Annotated in this window: 13 protein-coding genes and 1 riboswitch; of the genes, 2 read left to right on the forward strand and 11 right to left on the reverse strand. The window is 69.7% G+C overall.

Features of this window, described 5'->3' with window-relative positions:
• Nucleotides 1–411: 411 nt before the first annotated feature.
• From AC0NH5_RS27695 to AC0NH5_RS27735, 9 genes are all read right to left on the reverse strand, one after another.
• Complete coding sequence (locus tag AC0NH5_RS27695) at nt 412–1983, reverse strand: ABC transporter permease (protein ID WP_474409319.1); 1572 nt, start codon at nt 1981–1983, stop codon at nt 412–414.
• Nucleotides 1980–2873 carry an ABC transporter ATP-binding protein gene (locus AC0NH5_RS27700; RefSeq protein WP_474409321.1) on the reverse strand — a complete coding sequence of 298 codons (894 nt, stop codon included), beginning with the start codon at nt 2871–2873 and terminating at the stop codon, nt 1980–1982. The genes AC0NH5_RS27695 and AC0NH5_RS27700 overlap by 4 nt, the downstream gene beginning before the upstream one ends.
• Before the next feature lie 18 nt (nt 2874–2891).
• The gene (locus tag AC0NH5_RS27705) at nt 2892–3491 is read right to left on the reverse strand and encodes a TetR/AcrR family transcriptional regulator (protein ID WP_474409324.1); all 600 of its coding nucleotides are present in this window, start codon (nt 3489–3491) and stop codon (nt 2892–2894) included.
• A gap of 29 nt (nt 3492–3520) precedes the next feature.
• A complete protein-coding gene (locus AC0NH5_RS27710; RefSeq protein WP_474409325.1) occupies nt 3521–4432 on the reverse strand; it encodes an ABC transporter substrate-binding protein in 912 nt (303 codons plus the stop codon).
• Nucleotides 4429–6351: a putative bifunctional diguanylate cyclase/phosphodiesterase gene (locus AC0NH5_RS27715; protein ID WP_474409328.1), complete on the reverse strand. Its 1923-nt coding sequence runs from the start codon at nt 6349–6351 to the stop codon at nt 4429–4431. Before AC0NH5_RS27715 ends, AC0NH5_RS27710 begins: the two co-directional genes overlap by 4 nt.
• A gap of 219 nt (nt 6352–6570) precedes the next feature.
• Complete coding sequence (locus tag AC0NH5_RS27720) at nt 6571–7449, reverse strand: NmrA family NAD(P)-binding protein (protein WP_474409330.1); 879 nt, start codon at nt 7447–7449, stop codon at nt 6571–6573.
• A 150-nt stretch (nt 7450–7599) separates the two neighbouring features.
• On the reverse strand, nt 7600–8370 hold the full coding sequence (locus tag AC0NH5_RS27725; RefSeq protein WP_474409332.1) for an ATP-binding cassette domain-containing protein: 771 nt from the start codon (nt 8368–8370) through the stop codon (nt 7600–7602).
• 85 nt (nt 8371–8455) lie between these two features.
• Nucleotides 8456–9478, reverse strand: coding sequence for an ABC transporter permease (locus AC0NH5_RS27730; RefSeq protein WP_474409335.1), 1023 nt, complete (start codon nt 9476–9478; stop codon nt 8456–8458).
• Nucleotides 9479–9482: 4 nt separating this feature from the next.
• Complete coding sequence (locus AC0NH5_RS27735) at nt 9483–10517, reverse strand: substrate-binding domain-containing protein (RefSeq protein ID WP_474409338.1); 1035 nt, start codon at nt 10515–10517, stop codon at nt 9483–9485.
• Nucleotides 10518–10654: 137 nt separating this feature from the next.
• Between AC0NH5_RS27735 and AC0NH5_RS27740 the strand changes: the two genes are divergently transcribed.
• Complete coding sequence (locus tag AC0NH5_RS27740) at nt 10655–11635, forward strand: LacI family DNA-binding transcriptional regulator (protein ID WP_474409340.1); 981 nt, start codon at nt 10655–10657, stop codon at nt 11633–11635.
• Here AC0NH5_RS27740 and AC0NH5_RS27745 read toward each other — a convergent pair.
• Complete coding sequence (locus AC0NH5_RS27745; RefSeq protein WP_474409343.1) at nt 11622–13784, reverse strand: galactose-binding domain-containing protein; 2163 nt, start codon at nt 13782–13784, stop codon at nt 11622–11624. The two genes, AC0NH5_RS27740 and AC0NH5_RS27745, sit on opposite strands and share 14 nt — an antisense overlap.
• A 287-nt stretch (nt 13785–14071) precedes the next feature.
• Between AC0NH5_RS27745 and AC0NH5_RS27750 the strand changes: the two genes are divergently transcribed.
• Nucleotides 14072–14572 (forward strand): metallophosphoesterase family protein, encoded by a 501-nt coding sequence (locus AC0NH5_RS27750; RefSeq protein ID WP_474409345.1) that lies wholly within the window; start codon nt 14072–14074, stop codon nt 14570–14572.
• A gap of 76 nt (nt 14573–14648) precedes the next feature.
• On the opposite strand, the gene AC0NH5_RS27755 is transcribed toward AC0NH5_RS27750, so the two are convergent.
• Nucleotides 14649–16073, reverse strand: a complete 1425-nt coding sequence (locus AC0NH5_RS27755) for a glycine hydroxymethyltransferase (protein WP_474409347.1) — start codon at nt 16071–16073, stop codon at nt 14649–14651.
• Nucleotides 16074–16093: 20 nt separating this feature from the next.
• A riboswitch (ZMP/ZTP riboswitch) is annotated at nt 16094–16184 on the reverse strand.
• Nucleotides 16185–16393: the final 209 nt, after the last annotated feature.

Here is a 16393-nt window from a genome sequence, read left to right on the forward strand (position 1 = left end):
CGGCGGAGAGCCCTGGGCTGAGGGGTGGCCGCTCAGGGGGGTGGCGGAGGGATCCGATCCGGGTGTGAAGGGCTGGTCGGTCAAGGGTCGATGTCTCCACGGACGGGGTGCGGCACTGGTTGCGGCCGGTCCCCAGTCCAGACGCCCGACCGCCCCATCACCCAAGCCGATCCGCCGTCCGGACGCCTTCCGCACTTCGGCCGGAAAGCACAACGAGTCACCGATGCCTCACCGCCGAGCGGCCGGCCACGCTTCGACACGGCCACTCAAGATCATCTGAACGGCTCGCCGAAGTCGGGCCACCGGGCCAAGCGTGGTGACCTGAGGCCTGCTCCGCACCCCAACTCACCACGCTGCCCGGCGCCGCACCCAGCGTGGTGAATCAGGGCCGCCGGGAAGCAGCGCGCACCGCTAGGCGGGGAGGTCACGGCGGCGGAGGGCCACCAGGCCCGCACCACCCAGAGCCGCGGCCACCACAGTGAGCATCACCAGCGGCAGAGCGCTCGCCGACGCACCAGGCAGGTGCGGGACGTGGGTGAACGGCGACAGGTCCATCACCCACTGATCCAGTTCGAGCAGCGGGCCCAGCAGCAGGAGCAGCAGGCACCCGGCGAGCACGCCCCAGGACATTGCCGCCAGGCGCGGCAGCACGCCGATCAGCAGCATCGTCGCCCCGGCCAGCACCCACACCGCGGGCAACTGCGCCACCGAGGCGCCGAGCACCGGCCCGACGTCGCCGTGCACCACACCCGCGACCAGACCCTCCGCGACCAGTGCCGCGGCCGGTCCGAGCAGCGCGAACAGCAGGTGGCTGCCGGCCCACGCGGTCCGGCTGACGACCGTGCTGAGCACCGGTTCGGCGTGCCCGTTCTGTTCCTCGTCGCGCATCCGCAGCGCGGCCTGCACCGCGTAGCACGCGGCGATCAGCCCGCACATCCCCGCCGTGGTGGCGAAGTAGGCGTCCAGCACCGCGCTGCTGCCACCGATCCGGGTGAACATCTCGTTGACCCCACCGGCGTCCTCAGCGAGTTGCGCCACGCTGTCGGACACGCCGCCGAAGACCAGGCCGAGGGCGGCGAACCCGGCGGTCCACCCGAACAGCAGACCGCGGTGCAGGCGCCAGGCCAGCGCGATCGGCGAGCTCAGACCCACGGCCGCCGTCGACGGTCCGAGCCGCGAGGTGAGCAGGCCCGCGCCGAGATCACGACGGGCCATGAGGTACGCCGAAAGCACTCCCCCGGCCGATGCGAACAGCAACGCCGGCACCGCCGCCCACCACGCGTCACCGCCGTAGGGGAAGATCCGGTGCACCCAGCCGATCGGCGACAGCCACGACAGCCACTGCAACCGGCCGTCGCCGAGCGCCGAGATGTCCCCGCCGAGCCGCAGCACGAACGCCACGCCCAGCGCGAGGACCCCGATCGTCCGGGCGCCCTGTGCCCCGCCGCTGATCTGGGCCGCGACCGCGCCGACGGCGGCGAAGGCCCAGCCGGACAGCGTGAACACGGCTCCGAGGGCCATCGAGCCGCCGGCCGGCAGGCCCGCGCCGATCATCGTGGCCGCAGTGACCAGCCCCAGGACCAGGCTGGCGCCGGCCGTGGCGAGCAGTCCGGCGACCAGTGGCGCGTACCGCCCGACGACGGTGGCACGGATCAGCTCGGTGCGGCCGGCCTCCTCGTCGGCACGGGTGTGCCGGATCACCGTGAGCAGCGCGACCAGGCCGATCAGCACCGGCACGAACCCGCCCCGCCAGACGGCCAGCTCGCCGATACCGGTTCCTTGCAGGGGACCGTAGAGCGCCACGAAACCGGCGTTCTCCGCGCTGATCCGGGCGTAGTCGAGCCGCTCCTGCTCGGTGGGGAACAGCGTGTCGAAGGCGCTGACATAGGCGTATGGCAGGATGCCGATGCCGAGGATCCACAGTGGCATGATCACCCGGTCCCGGCGCAGCGCGAGCCGGAGCAGCCGGCCCCACCCGGTCACCTTTCGCTCCGCGCGTAATGCCGCAGGAACAGTTCCTCCAGCGAGGGCGGTTGACTGACCAGGCCGCGCACGCCGGCCGCGACCAGCGCCTGCAACGCGGGTTCCAGCGCCTCGGCGTCCACGTCGAACGTCACCCGGCCGTCCTCGGCCCGCAGGTCGTGCACGCCGGTCATCGTGGTCAGGCCGTTCACCGGGCCGGCCAGCTCGGCGCGGATGCTGGTGCGGGTCAGGTGCCGCAGGTCGTCGAGGGTGCCGGTCTCCACCGACCGCCCGGCCCGGATGATGGTCAGCCGGTCGCAGAGCGCCTCGACCTCGGCGAGGATGTGGCTGGAGAGCAGCACCGTCCGATCGCCGCGCCGCTTCTCCTGGAGGATCACCTCACGGAAGACCTCTTCCATGAGCGGGTCCAGGCCGGAGGTCGGCTCGTCCAGGATCAGCAGCTCCACATCGGAGGCCAGCGCCGCGACCAGCGCCACCTTCTGCCGGTTGCCCTTGGAGTACGCCCGGCCCTTCTTCCGCGGGTCCAGCTCGAACCGCTCGATCAGGTCGTCGCGGCGCCCGCGGTCCAGCCCGCCGCGGAGCCGGCCGAGCAGGTCGATCACCTCGCCGCCGGAGAGGTTGGGCCAGAACGTGACGTCACCCGGCACGTACGCCAGGCGTTTGTGCAGCTCGGTCGCGTCGGACCACGGGTCTCCGCCGAGCAGGCGCGCCGTCCCGCCGTCGTGCCGCAGCAGGCCCAGCAGCACCCGGATGGTGGTGGTCTTGCCGGCGCCGTTCGGGCCGAGGAAGCCGTGCACCTCGCCGGTGCGCACCTTCAGGTCCAGCCCGTCCAGGGCGGTGACCGCCCCGAACCGTTTGATCAGTCCCTCGACATCGATGGCCTCACCCATGAGAACTCACTCCCCCTCCTAGGGATTGCCGAACCGATCCAGTGCCTTGAGTGCCTGGTCGGTCTGTTCCGGAGTGAGTAGCGGTTGCGAGAAGACCTCGATCGAGGCCCGGATCATGCGCAGGTAACCGGGGATCTGCCGGACGTCCTCGCCGAGCGCGGCCGAGAGCTGGTCGCCCATCAGGAACATGCCCATCTTGAGCGCGCCCAGGACGGCCACGAACGCCCGGCGGTCGGTGGTCTCCAGCTCGGTGCTCGCCAGCCACCGCTCGCCATGATCCACGGCCTGCAGGAACATCGCCGACCCGCGCGGCGAGCCGTCCATCAGGGAGCGCACCAGATATTGCTGGAGGACGACCACCTGCGGGGTCAGCGGCCCGAGCGTCTGCGTGTCGGCGAATCGCTGCTGCAGCTGCATCATCTGCGCCATCGCCCACTCGTCGCAGGCGTCGCGCAGGCCCTCCTTCGACCCGAAGTGGTGCCGGAGCAACCCCGAGGAGACGTCGGCGGCCTGCGCGATGTCCCGGATGGTGGCACCAGCGATGCCGCGCTCGGTGAAGAGCGCGATCGCGGCGTCCCGGATCCGGGCCCGGGCGGTCAGGTCGTTACTACTACTCACGTGTGTAGCTTACTACTCACGTGTGTAGTTCAGACCCCCTTCGACGCCCCGTTCACTGTCGCTTCGGTGACAGCACTGCCCTGCAGACCCCAGCGCGACAGCAACTCGGCGTACGTACCGGACTCGATCAGCCGCTGCAATGCCGCGTGCAGGCAGTCCCGCAGCGCCTTGTTGTCCTTGGCGACGGCAATCCCGAACTGCCCGGGCTCGTACTGCTCATCCGACGCCAGCTGATAGAACGCGCTGGTCCGCGGGTCGGTGACCAGGTACGCCGCCGGCGGGGAGTCGATCAGCACCGCGGCGACCCGCCCGGTCCGCAGCTGCAGCAGCGCGTCGGCGTTGGAACGGCGGCTGTCGATGGTGATCGGCCAGCTCCCGCACTCCTTCTTGAGCTTCTTCAGGATCTCCTCCTGGAAGGTGCCACGCTCGGTGGCGACCTTCTGGCCGCACAGATCCTTCATCACCTTGATCGAGCGCGGGTTGCCACGCTGCACCACGATCACCGTGCCGGCGTTGAGGTAGTCGACGAAGTCGGCCTTCTTCTGCCGGTCGACGGTGTCCGTCATCGACGAGAGCACCCCGTCATAGCTGCCGGCGTCGACCTCGTCCAGCGCGGTGCTGAAAACACCCACCACCATCTCGGCACGGATGCCGAGCACGTCGCCCAGGGCGGCGGCCAGGTCCGGCGAGAATCCGATGACGGTACGACCATCGGCGGCGAAGTACTCCATGGGCGGATAGCTCGCGTCGGTCACCAGTCGCATCGAGCCGCGGGCGCGGATCGACTCGGGCAACCGCGCGTGCAGGTCCTGGTCCATCGCCACCGCGCCGGTCGCGTCCAGGGCGCTGGTCTGCGTGTCCGCGTCGCCGCTCGCACACCCCCCGGCCGCCAGCATCAGCACGGCGCCGGTCACTGCAAGAGCCTTACGGAAAATCCTCATCTGCCTACCCCCTCGGGCACTGGTGCTGCGGATAGTTCTGGCCAGGGCGCCGGGCGCCCGAAGTAGTAACCCTGTGCCTGGTCACAGCCGGCCTCGGCGAGCCACTGGCCGACCTCGGGCGTCTCCACGCCCTCCGCGGTGGCCCGGCTGCCGAGCCCGTGGGCGAGCTCGATCACCGACCGGACGATCGCCTGGTTCTGCGGGTCCCGGACCACGTCGGAGACGAACGCCCGGTCGATCTTGATTTCGGTGATCGGTAGGCCACGCAGGTACGCGAGGCTGGTGTAACCCGCGCCGAAGTCGTCCACCGAGATGCCGACGCCCAGCTCGCCGAGCTCCATCACGGTCCGGGCGACGGTGTCCGTGTCGCCGGCCAGCGCGGTCTCGGTGATCTCCAGGATCAGCCGCTCCGGCGCTGTGCCGATCTCCGCGAGCAGGTCGCGGACCAGCTGCGGGAAGCCGGGCACCTCCAGGTTGCGGGCCGAGACGTTCACCGACAGCGGCCAGTCCCAGCCGTACGCCGTCCAGCCGGCCTGCCCGAGCATGGCCCGGCGCAGCACCCACTCGGTGAGCGGCACGATCAGCCCGGAGTGCTCCGCGGCCGGCAGGAACTCGCCCGGCGGGACCAGCCCGCGCTGCGGGTGCTGCCAGCGCACGAGCGCCTCGACGCCACTGATCTCGCCGGACGGCAGGCTGACCTTCGGCTGGTAGAACAGCACCAGCTCGTCGCGCTCCAGCGCGTGCCGCAGCTCGGCCTGGATCACCAGCCACTGGTGCGGGTGCGCCGTCTCGTGGCCGGCGAAGACCACCACGTCCGCGGCTCCCCGCTTCCCCTGGTACATCGCGATGTCCGCGCGCTTCTTCAGATCGTTCAGCTGGGTGCCGTGCTCGGGGTAGAGCGCGACGCCGAAGCTCGCCTCGATGCTCAGCGGCACCCCGTCGAGCACCATCTCGTCGGAGATCCGGTCACCCAGCGTCTCGAGCAGGGCGACCGCCTCGACCCGGTCCCGGCCCGGCAGCAGCAGGGCGAACTCGTCGCCACCGAGCCGGGCCAGGATGTCCTGCGGGCCGAGCGCGGCCAGCATCCGGTCGGAGACGATACGCAGCAGCTCGTCGCCGGCGTGGTGCCCGAGGGTGTCGTTGACCTCCTTGAAGCGGTTCAGGTCGGCCAGCACCACGGCGCCGCTGGCACCGGTGCGCGCGGCCGTCTCCAGCACCACCTCGGCGCGGGTCCGGAACGCCGGCCGGTTCGGCAGGCCGGTCAGCGCGTCGTGGGTGGCCTGATATTCCTGGCGCGCCGCGTACCGGCTCAGCGAACGGGTGGTGGAGAACGCCAGCAACGCCAGCACCAGATAGAGGGCTACCAGGCCGCCACCGAGGCGCCACCAGGACCGGGTCATCTGGGCGTGCAACTGCTCGGCGATCGACTCGTACGGCAGGTAGAGCTCCAGCACGCCGACGGACTGCCCGGACGCGCCGGCGACCAGCGGCTGCAACACCCGGATCACCTGAATGTTGTCGTCGATGACCCGTGCCCGGGCCTGACCCGCCGCGGCCGACTGGAAGTCGGCGTCACCGGCCGGCACGCCACCACTGGTCGAGCCGTCGTCGGAGAAGACGACCCGGCCGGTGAAGCTGCGCAGGCGCAGGCGCAGCACCGAGCCACGGAACACGGCCTGTTCGGTGGCGGCCCGCATCCCTTCCAGCTGCTCGGTGGTGAGGCCGTCGTCGATTCCCAGGCCCCGCTCGCTGTCGCTGTTGCTCGTGTACAGGGCCGGGGCGATCGCCATCTCGGCGATCACCGCGGCCTGCGAAAGGCCCTGCGCCCGCCCTTGATCGGCGGCGTCGGTGCGGTAGGTGTGCACCATCATCGCGCCGAGCGCGACCACGGGCACCAGGCTGGCCGCAGCGTACGTCACGAACAGGCGAGTACCTGTCGTCTGTACGCCGGGGCGCCGGCGGGCTCGGCGGAACCACATGCGAGGTAGATCGACGTGGCGCCCGCCACCTTAAGGATTAGCCGCACCGCATCCTCACGGCAACCGCCCGGATCCCGGCCGCACCGCATCCACACGAGGCCACCCACCGGTCCCAGCCGCGCCGCAGCCTCGCCGGACGCGGCAGGTCCGCTCGTGAGGTCAGCCGCGCAGCATCGGCGCCAGCGTCGTGGCGGCCCACTGCTCCAGCGTGGTCGGGGTGGTGGTCACCGCTGTCCGCTCCTGCTCCGGGCGGAAGTCGTCCCGGGTGCCGGCAGTCATGCCGACCAGGCCGGCCACGGCCGCTTCGGAGAGCCCGGCCTGACGCAGGCCTTCGGTCATCGCCCGGTCGGGCACCACGTCGAGGCTCACCTTCGCCCCGCTGACCACCGACAGCACCTCGGCGACATCAGCCCAGCTCAGATCGGCCGGACCGTGCACCGCCTGGACATGCGTCCCGGACCAGCCGGACGCCAGCAGCCGGACCGCCGCGACCTCGCCCACGTCCCGCGGATCCACCCACGGCATCGGCCGGTCCGCCGGCATCGTGGTGGTGAGGTGCCCGTCGCGCAGCTCCTCCAGGTTGCCCATCAAGTTCGTGAAGTAATAGCCGTTACGCAGGATCGCCACCTCGGCGCCGGTGGCCGTGAACGCCTCCTCGGCCCGGGCCAGGCCGTCGATCAGCCCGGCCCCGTGCCGGCGTTCCGCGCCCACGCTGCTGATCACCACGACCCGCCGCACCCCGGCGGCGCGCACGGCCGCGGCGCCGTTCTCCACCACTGCGGCCATCTCAGCCAGCGGGTCGGTCGCGGTGATGTCCTCCGGCGTCACCCAGAGCAGCGCGTCCAGGCCGGCGACCGCGTCGGCGACGAATCCCGCGTCGCGCAGATCGCCGCGCCGGGCCTCCACCAGCTCGCCGAGCCCGGGCTCCAGCCGCCCGGGATCACGCACCAGCACGCGCGGCCGCTCACCCGCTTGGGCAAGCAGTCGCGCCACCCTCGATCCGACATTTCCGGTTGCCCCGGTCACCCCGATAGTCATGCTGCCGTTCTACCTCGCACCCCCGACAAAACTGGCCAACCCAGTGTGTGAAGTTGGGGCGCGCTCCGCACCTCAACTTCACACACTGCAATGCGCGCCACCTGCGTGGTGGCTTGGGACTCGCACGACGCCCCAACTGATCACGCTTGGTCAGGCGGCCTCGGGTGGGGCGGCGGCGCCGGTCATGATGGCGACCGCGTCGGACATCGAGTGGCTCTTCGGCGTGATCACCGCGATCCGGCGGCCGAGCCGCTGGATGTGGATGCGGTCGGCGACCTCGAAGACATGCGGCATGTTGTGGCTGATCAGGATCACCGGCAGACCCCGGTCCCGGACGTCGCGGATGAGCTGGAGCACCCGGTTGCCCTCCTTCACGCCGAGCGCCGCGGTCGGCTCGTCGAGGATCACCACCTTGCTGCCGAACGCCGCCGAGCGGGCCACCGCCACGGCCTGACGCTGGCCGCCGGAGAGGGACTCCACCGCCTGGCCGATGTTCTGCAGGGTGGCGACGCCCAACTCGTTCATGTGCCGGGCGGCTTCCGAGCGCATGTGCTTGCGGTCCAGCATCCGGAAGACCGATCCCAGCGGGCCGGGACGGCGCTGTTCCCGGCCGAGGAACAGGTTGTCCGCGATGTCGAGTCCGGGCGCGACCGCGAGCGTCTGGTAGACGGTCTCGATGCCGGCCTCGCGCGCGTCCATCGGGGTGCGGAAGCGCACGGGCTGCCCGTCCAGCAGGATCTCACCGCTGTCCGGCACGACCGCGCCGGACAGGGCCTTGATGAGGCTGGACTTGCCGGCGCCGTTGTCGCCGATCACCGCGAGGATCTCGCCGGGCAGCAGCTCGAGGTCGCTCCCGTCGATCGCGACGACCCGGCCGTACCGCTTGGTGAGGCCTTTCGCCTCCAGAACCGGGGTGGTCACGTCCGTACCTCCTTGGTCATGCCCTTCCAGCTCTCGCCTGCCAAGCCGTCGTCGGGTGCGGCCGGGTGCCGCCCGGTGCAGGCGGTCATGCCTTGACCTTTCTGATCCACTGGTCCAGCGAGACCGCGACCAGCACCAGCGCGCCGATGGCGAAGCCCTGCCAGACCACCTCGACGCCGGCCAGTTGCAGGCCGTTGCGGAAGACACCCACGATGAGCGCGCCGATCAGGGTGCCGATCACCCCGCCGCGTCCGCCGAAGAGGCTGGTGCCGCCGAGCACGACAGCGGTGATCGAGTCGAGGTTGTACTCGGTGCCGACGTTCGGGCTGGCCGAGGCGAGCCGGCCGATGAGGATCCAGCCGGCGATCGCGTAGAGCAGGCCGGCCGTGGTGTAGACCGAGAACAGCACGCGGTTGGTGCGGATGCCGGCCAGCCGGGCCGCCTCGCTGTCGTCGCCGGTGGCGTAGACGTGCTTTCCCCAGGCGGTGGAGCTCAGCGCGTACGCGAAGAAGCCGAAGAGCAGCAGCATGATGATCGTGCCGTAGCTGAGCCGGAAGTCGCCGATCGGGATCGCTTCGCCGGTCCAGGTCATCAGGCCCGGCATGTCGGCGCCGCGCACCGTCTCGCTGTTGCTGACCACCGAGTTCAGCGAGAAGAAGATGGTCAGCGTGCCGAGCGTCACGATGAACGGTGGCAGTTTGAGCCGGGTGACCAGCACCCCGTTGAGCGCGCCCATCGCGGTGCCGCAGGCGAAGCCGGCCAGCAGCGCGATCGGCGCGGGCAGTCCCGCGTCGGTGCAGAACAGCGCCATCAGGATCGACGAGAAGACCGCGATCGCGCCGGCCGACAGGTCGATGCCCGCAGTCAGGATGATCAGGGTCTGCCCGAGGGCCAGGGTGGCGATCACGGTGACCTGCAGCAGCACCAGCGAGAGGTTGGCCGCCGAGAAGAAGCGGGCGTTGACGATCGAGAAGGCGATGATCGCCAGGAGGAGCACGGCCAGTGGGCCGAGCACCGGGTTGCCGTGCAGCAGATGCTGCAGGCGCAGGCCGAACGAGTCGTGCCGGCGGGTCTCGAACTCCGCGGCGGGGGTGGTCGTTGTCGCCATCTGATTAACCCCAGCAGTTCTGCTTGCCCCACGTGGAGTCCTGAGCCTCCACGCCGGCCTGCGGGTCGTCGGTGATCAGCTGTACGCCGGTGTCCACGAAGTTCTTCCCGGCGGTGTTCTGCGGCAGGGTGCCGTCCTTCGCGTACTGCGCGATCGCCTCGACGCCCATCTGCGCCATCTTGATCGGGAACTGCATCGAGGTCGCGCCGATGACGCCGCCCGCGACGTTGTCCACTCCCGGGCAACCGCCGTCGACCGAGACGATCGTGACGTCCTCCGCCGTACCGGCCGCCTTGAGAGCCTCGTACGCCCCGGCCGCCGCGGGCTCGTTGATGGTGTAGACGAGATTGATCGACGGGTCCTTCTGCAGCAGGTTCTCCATCGCGGTGCGCCCGCCCTCCTCGTTGCCGTCGGTGACGTCGTGCCCGGCGATCCGCGGGTCGTTCTCGTCCCCGATCCGGCCGGGGTCGGCCACGTCGATCCCGAAGCCCTCCATGAAGCCCTGATCCCGTTGCACGTCGACGGAGACCTGGTTCGGGTTGAGGTCGAGCATCGCGATCCGCGCCTGCTTGCCTTCCTTGTCGAACTTCGCCTTGGCCCAGAGCCCGATCTGGCGACCGGCCTCGAAGTTGTCGGTGGCGAACGTGGCGTCCACCGCGTCGGCCGGCTCGACCGCCGTGTCCAGCGCGATGACCAGCATGTCCGCCTCGTGCGCGCGGTCGATGGCGGGCACTATGGCGCTGGAGTCGTTCGGCGTGATCATGAAGCCCTCAGCGCCGAAGGAGATCAGATTCTCGATCGCCAGCACCTGGGCCTCGTTGTCGCCGTCCACCCGCCCGGCGAAGGTCTGCAGCTCGACGCCGTACTGGCCGGCGCTCTCCTGAGCACCGTTGCGCATGGTCACGAAGAACGGATTGGTATCGGTCTTGGTGATCAGGCCGACGATCGGTTCGCCGGAACCCCGGTTACACGCCGTGAGGCCCGCGAGGAACACGACCGCGCAACCGGCGGCCGCGAGAAGCTTTGGTCTTTGACGCATGCCCGCTCCCGAACATCGAGAGACAACGTTGTCCTGGAGTAGACGCCCACGTTCCGCACGTGTCAACAATGAGTTTCTATGCGATTGCTTTGAGTGATCATCCAGGCCGGGGGTCTGACATGTCCGGAAGGCCGACCATGAACGACGTCGCTCGCACGGCCGGCGTCAGCCTCAAGACCGTGTCCCGAGTGATCAATGGCGAGACGACGGTCGCTCCCGACCTGGCCGCCCGGGTCCGTGCAGCGGTCGAGTCGCTGGATTACCGGCCGCACCTGGGCGCCAGCATGCTGCGGCGGCGCGACCGGCGCACCCGGACCATCGGGGTGCTGCTGGAGGACGTGGCGAACCCGTTCTCCAGCGTGCTGCATCGCGCGATCGAGGACGAGGCGCACGCGCGCGGGGTGCAGGTGTTCACCGGCAGCCTGGATGAGGACGAGCGGCGCGAGCGGGACCTGGCCCGGGCGTTCCGGCAGCGGCAGACCGACGGGCTCATCATCGCTCCGACCGCTTCCGACCAGTCCTACCTGCACCGGTTCACCGGCACACCGGTGGTCTTCGTGGACCGCGCGCCGAGCGGCTTCGAGGCCGACACGGTCGTCTCCACCAACGTGGCGGGCGCTGCCGGAGCGGTCCGGCACCTCATCGCCCACGGCCACCGGCGGATCGCCTTTCTCGGTGATCACCAGCGGATCCCCACGGCGCGCGAACGGTTCCGCGGCTATCTGCAGGCCCTCGGCGGGCGGCCCGGCCCGGTGCTGCACGAGGTGCGGGGCGAAGTTGCCGCGGAACGTGCCACGCTCGCGCTCCTGCGCCGGGCGGACGCGCCCACCGCGTTGTTCACCAGTCAGAGTCTGATCACTGTCGGCGCGGTCCGGGCGCTGCGCCGGCTGGGCCGGCACCACACGGTCGCGCTGGTCGGCTTCGACGACTTCCCGCTCGCCGACCTGCTCGAGCCGGCGGTCACCGTGATCGCCCAGCACCCGGCCCGGATGGGCCGCGCGGCCGCCGGCGCGCTCTTCGAGCGCATCGACGGCCACGACGGTCCGCCACGCGAGATCAGGGTGGCGACAACCCTGATCCCACGGGGCAGTGGTGAGTTACCGGTCAGGGAAAACTGACGACGTACGACGGAACGGTGGCGGTGCCCTGAGCCGGCCCACCCGTGGTGTTCACGACGTTGTCGATGACGCCGTTGCCCCCGAGCGAGACGGTCAGCAGGTTGCGCAGCCGGATGCCCGACTTGACCGGCACCTCGAAGCCCCGGTCCGCGTGGATCGACGGGTTCACGTTGAAGTAGCAGTAGCTGCCCATCGCCCACGCCTCGTGCGTGTTCACCGAGTCGGCCACCTTGTAGGCCGCGTACCCTTCTGCCCCGGTCCGCCAGGCCGCCTGGGTCGGCGGGTCGTACGGCATCTCGTTCTGGAAGAAGAAGGTTCGGCCACCGTTGCCGTTCCAGATCACCTGGTACTTCTGGTAGTGCTCGACGAACAGGCCGTACGCCGTGACGTCGTTGCCGTTGACGATCAGACCGTGATCGCCGATCGCGGTGTCCCAGTTGTAGGTGCCCGGGTTGCCGTGGTCGGCGCGCCATGCCCAGATGTGGTCGATGATCACGTTGTTGCTGTTCACCAGCAGGCTGTTGGTGGCCTTGCTGGCGATGTAACCGCCGACCCGCAGGAACACGTCCTGCACCGACGACGGGTTCGCGGCGTGGTTCGCCGACGACCCGGCCTGCCCCATCACCAGCAGGTTGGGCGACAGCGTGGTGCCCGCGTCGAACAGGATGCCGGCGACCTTCACACCGTCCACATCGGCCACCTGCATCGCGGTGACACCGTTCTCCGGGATGATCGTCGCGTAACCCAGGCCGAGCACCACGGTGTTGGCCCGGGTCACGTTGATCGTCTGGTTGATCCGGTAGATGCCCGGCTGGAAGATCAGGTTGAGACCCGAGGCGAGGGCCGCGTTGATCGTCGCCGCGCTGTCACCCGGCTTCGCCACGTAGAACTGGCTCAGCGGGATGCTCGTGCCGGGAGTGTTGCCGTTCACCCAGCTCGCGCCGACGCTGTTGGTACGCAACGTGGGCACGAACACCGCGTAGTCCGACCCGCTCTGGTACAGGTACGGCTTCTCCCGGATCACCGGCGTGTTCGGGATGTTCGTGTACGGGGGGTTCGGGAAGCTCGCGCCCGAAGGAGCGCCCTGCGTGCCGACGAACGCCTGGTTCCAGACCGCGTTGGTGTTCGAGGCGATCGAGCTGTTGCGGGTCAGCCACTGCTGCTGCGAGTACTGCCCGAGCGTCCCGCTGATCCGCGAGTCGGCGACGTAGCCGCCCGAGGCCCAGCCGTACCCGTTCGGCGCCAGGTTGAGGTTGCCGTGGATGTCCATCCTGCGGAACGGCGCCGCCTGCGAGACGGCCCAGCGGTTGGTCCCGTTCACCGGGTAGACCGACAGGTTCTCGGTGGAGCGCCAGAAGTTCTGGGTGGCGTTGCCCTGGAACCAGCCGGCGTCGACGGTGATGTCGCCGTTGATCCGCACATCTTGCGGGTTCTGGCCGAGACCGACCACCGAGGTGTAGAAGCCGACCTGGATGTTCAGGTTGTTGTAGGTGCCCGGCCGGAAGGCCAGGACGTACCGGCCGGTGCCGAACTGCGCGGTCTCCTGCTGCCGGAAGACCTCGTCGGCCCGGGCCTGGATGCTGGCCGACGACATCGACGGGTCGAAGACCACCACGTTCGCGCCGAGGCTGCCGCCACCGGGAAGGGTGGGCCCACCGCCGGACTCGCCGAACACCTTGAACTCGAACAGCGAATATCCGTACCCGGTGGTGCGCTGGGTGCCGTACATGCGCACGTAACGGCCGGTGCCGCTGACCGCCAGCGACTGGTTGCCGCCGGCCGAGGTGGTGGTCGAGTACACACTGGTCCAGCTGGACGCGTTGTCCGAGACCTGGATCTGGAACGCCCGGGCGGCCGCGGTCTCCCAGTTCAGCTCGACCCGGGTGATCGCCTGGGCGCTGCCCAGGTCGACCTGGAGCCACTGCGGGTCGGAGAACGCGGAGGACCAGCGGGTTCCGAGGTTGCCGTCGACAGCCTCGGCAGCCTGATAGACGCCGGCCGCCTCGGTGGAGGACGCGGTGGCGGGCTTGCCCTGGGACAGCAGGACCTCGGCGGCGGAAGCGGATGTCGAGGTGACGGCGGCGAACCCGGTCACCATGGCGGTGACCAGGCCGCCGATGGCGGCGAGCCGCCAGGGGGAACGTCTCATTGCTTCTCCTCGGGGAACGGGACGGACCGCAAGGGGACGATCTTGCGAGCCGGGAAGCGCTCTAACGAATCTTGGGAGAGCGCTTCCCGGCCGAACGTAAGGAGAGCAACGAATCGATGTCCATAGTTCGTAACAGTTCCGGAACCGGCGCGTCGCCACCGGCAAACCCGTGCTGGACGGCCTCATCAGGGATTACGCGGGCTGATAACAGCGAACACGGAACCGGTTCCGGCGACGCGTGCGTGAACGCCCACAGCAGGCAGCCGGGGACAATTAGGATCGATGGTATGCAGCTTGTGCTGACCACCGACACCCACGTCCCGAAGCGGGCCCGCGACCTCCCGGCCGCGCTCTGGTCAGCCGTCGACGCGGCGGACGTGGTCGTCCACGCCGGCGACTGGGTCGACATCGCGCTGCTGGACGCCCTGGAGCAACGGTCGAACAGGTTGATCGCCTGCTACGGCAACAACGACGGGCCGGCCTTCCGCGCCCGACTGCCGGAGATCGCTTACGAGACGCTGGACGGGCTGCGGCTCGCCGTGGTGCACGAGACGGGCGCCGCCACCGGCCGGGAAGCGCGGTGCGTGAAGCGCTTCCCCGATGTGGATCTGCTGATCTTCGGGCACTCCCACATCCCGTGGGACACCACAGCCGCCAACGGGATGCGACTGCTCAACCCCGGCTCACCGACGGACCGGCGGCGCCAGCCGGACCACACCTACATGACGCTGCATGTGGACGGTGGAGAAATTCGGGACGTGACTCTGCATCGACTGCCGCCCCGCTGAGCGACCGGGCATGGTGCGACGCAAAAAAGCGCCGCCTCCGTGAGCGCAAGGCTCGCGGAGACGGCGCGGAAGTCGATCAGCCCAGGTCGACCGAAGGGTAGAGCGGGAACGGCGCGAGCAGCTCGGAAGCCTGCTTGCTGATCCGGTCGGAGAGCGCCGGGTCCAGCGAGAACTTGGCCTTCGAGCCCTCCGCCGGGCTGGTGGCGGCGAGCACGGTGTGGATCAGCTCGGCGATCTGGTCCATCTCACCGGCGCCGAGGCCACGGCTGGTCAGCGCCGGGGTGCCGACGCGGATGCCCGAGGTGTACCAGGCGCCGTTCGGGTCGTTCGGGATCGCGTTGCGGTTCGTGACGATGCCGCTGTCCAGCAGCGCCTGCTCGGCCTGCCGGCCGGTGATGCCGAACGGGTGCACGTCCAGCAGCACCAGGTGGTTGTCGGTCCCGCCGGAGACCAGCTGCACGCCCCGCTTCAGCAGGCCCTCGGCAAGCGCCTGGCTGTTCGTGACGATCTGCTGGGCGTAGGAGGCGAACTCCGGCCGGCGGGCCTCCGCGAACGCGATCGCCTTCGCCGCCATGACGTGCGGCAGCGGGCCGCCGAGCACCATCGGGCAGCCGCGGTCCACCTGCGAGGAGAGCTCCGGCTGGCAGAAGACGGCGCCACCACGCGGGCCACGCAGGCTCTTGTGCGTGGTCGTGGTGACGATGTGCGCGTGCGGCACCGGGTTGAAGTCGCCGGTGAAAACGCCACCCGCGACCAGCCCGGCGAAGTGCGCCATGTCGACCATGAAGGTCGCGCCGACCTCGTCAGCGATCTCCCGCATCGTCGCGAAATTCACCTTCCGGGGGTACGCCGAATAGCCGCCCACGATTACCGCGGGCTTGAACTCCTTGGCCGTCTCCCGCAGCGCCGCATAGTCGATCTGACCGGTGGTCGGGTCGACACCGTAGCTGCGCTGGTCGAACATCTTGCCGGAGATGTTCGGCCGGAACCCGTGCGTCAGGTGACCGCCGGCGTCCAGCGACATGCCCAGCAGCCGCTGGTTACCGAACGCCTGCCGCAGCTCGGCCCACTCGGCGTCGGTCAGATCGTTGATCTGCCGCTTCTCGAACTTCTTCAGGAACGGCACCTCGACGCGGTCCGCCAGAATGGCCCAGTAGGCCACCAGGTTCGCGTCGATGCCGGAATGCGGCTGGACATAGGCGTACGGCGCGTCGAACAGGGCCTTGGCGTGCTCGACAGCAACCGACTCGACAGTGTCGACGTTCTGGCAGCCGGCGTAGAACCGGCGGCCGATCGTGCCCTCCGCGTACTTGTCCGACAGCCAGTTGCCCATCGCGAGCAACACGGCCGGCGAGGCGTAGTTCTCACTCGCGATCAGCTTCAGCGACTCGCGCTGATCGGTCAGCTCCTTGGCGATCGCGTCCGCGATGCGGGGCTCGACGGACCGGACCACGTCCAGGGCGGAGCGGAAAGCGGTGGACTCGGCGTTCAACTCAGGCATGGGAACTCCCTATCACGAGTGGAGAGAGCCCAGGCGCACGGCAAGTCGTCGTCTCGACGGAGCCGCTCCCCGATGGTCAACCATCCGAACGCGCCAGTCACGGCCCGTCCGCCAGCATACCGGCTTCTCCCCACCCCGCCTCCCCGGTCCTCCGCCAGTGCCCCGGCTTCTCCCGCCCGCCTCGAACCAGTGTGTGAAGTTGTGGTCGGATTCGCACCTCAACTTCACACACAGGGTTGGCGCCCTGGGGAATGCAGAAAGGCCCACCCGAATGTTCGGGTGGGCCTTTCTGTTCACGTTGAGTCCGGCGGCGTCCTACT

The sequence above is a fragment of the Actinoplanes sp. 13 genome (assembly GCF_056134165.1).

What these genes read in the sequence shown, in the direction of transcription:
- AC0NH5_RS27745 (WP_474409343.1), bottom strand. Translation starts at nt 13,784, where the DNA reads ATGAGACGTTCCCCCTGGCGGCTCGCCGCCATCGGCGGCCTGGTCACC.
- AC0NH5_RS27755 (WP_474409347.1), bottom strand. Translation starts at nt 16,073, where the DNA reads ATGCCTGAGTTGAACGCCGAGTCCACCGCTTTCCGCTCCGCCCTGGAC.
- AC0NH5_RS27730 (WP_474409335.1), bottom strand. Translation starts at nt 9,478, where the DNA reads ATGGCGACAACGACCACCCCCGCCGCGGAGTTCGAGACCCGCCGGCAC.
- AC0NH5_RS27740 (WP_474409340.1), top strand. Translation starts at nt 10,655, where the DNA reads ATGAACGACGTCGCTCGCACGGCCGGCGTCAGCCTCAAGACCGTGTCC.
- AC0NH5_RS27750 (WP_474409345.1), top strand. Translation starts at nt 14,072, where the DNA reads ATGCAGCTTGTGCTGACCACCGACACCCACGTCCCGAAGCGGGCCCGC.
- AC0NH5_RS27720 (WP_474409330.1), bottom strand. Translation starts at nt 7,449, where the DNA reads ATGACTATCGGGGTGACCGGGGCAACCGGAAATGTCGGATCGAGGGTG.
- AC0NH5_RS27710 (WP_474409325.1), bottom strand. Translation starts at nt 4,432, where the DNA reads ATGAGGATTTTCCGTAAGGCTCTTGCAGTGACCGGCGCCGTGCTGATG.
- AC0NH5_RS27735 (WP_474409338.1), bottom strand. Translation starts at nt 10,517, where the DNA reads ATGCGTCAAAGACCAAAGCTTCTCGCGGCCGCCGGTTGCGCGGTCGTG.
- AC0NH5_RS27700 (WP_474409321.1), bottom strand. Translation starts at nt 2,873, where the DNA reads ATGGGTGAGGCCATCGATGTCGAGGGACTGATCAAACGGTTCGGGGCG.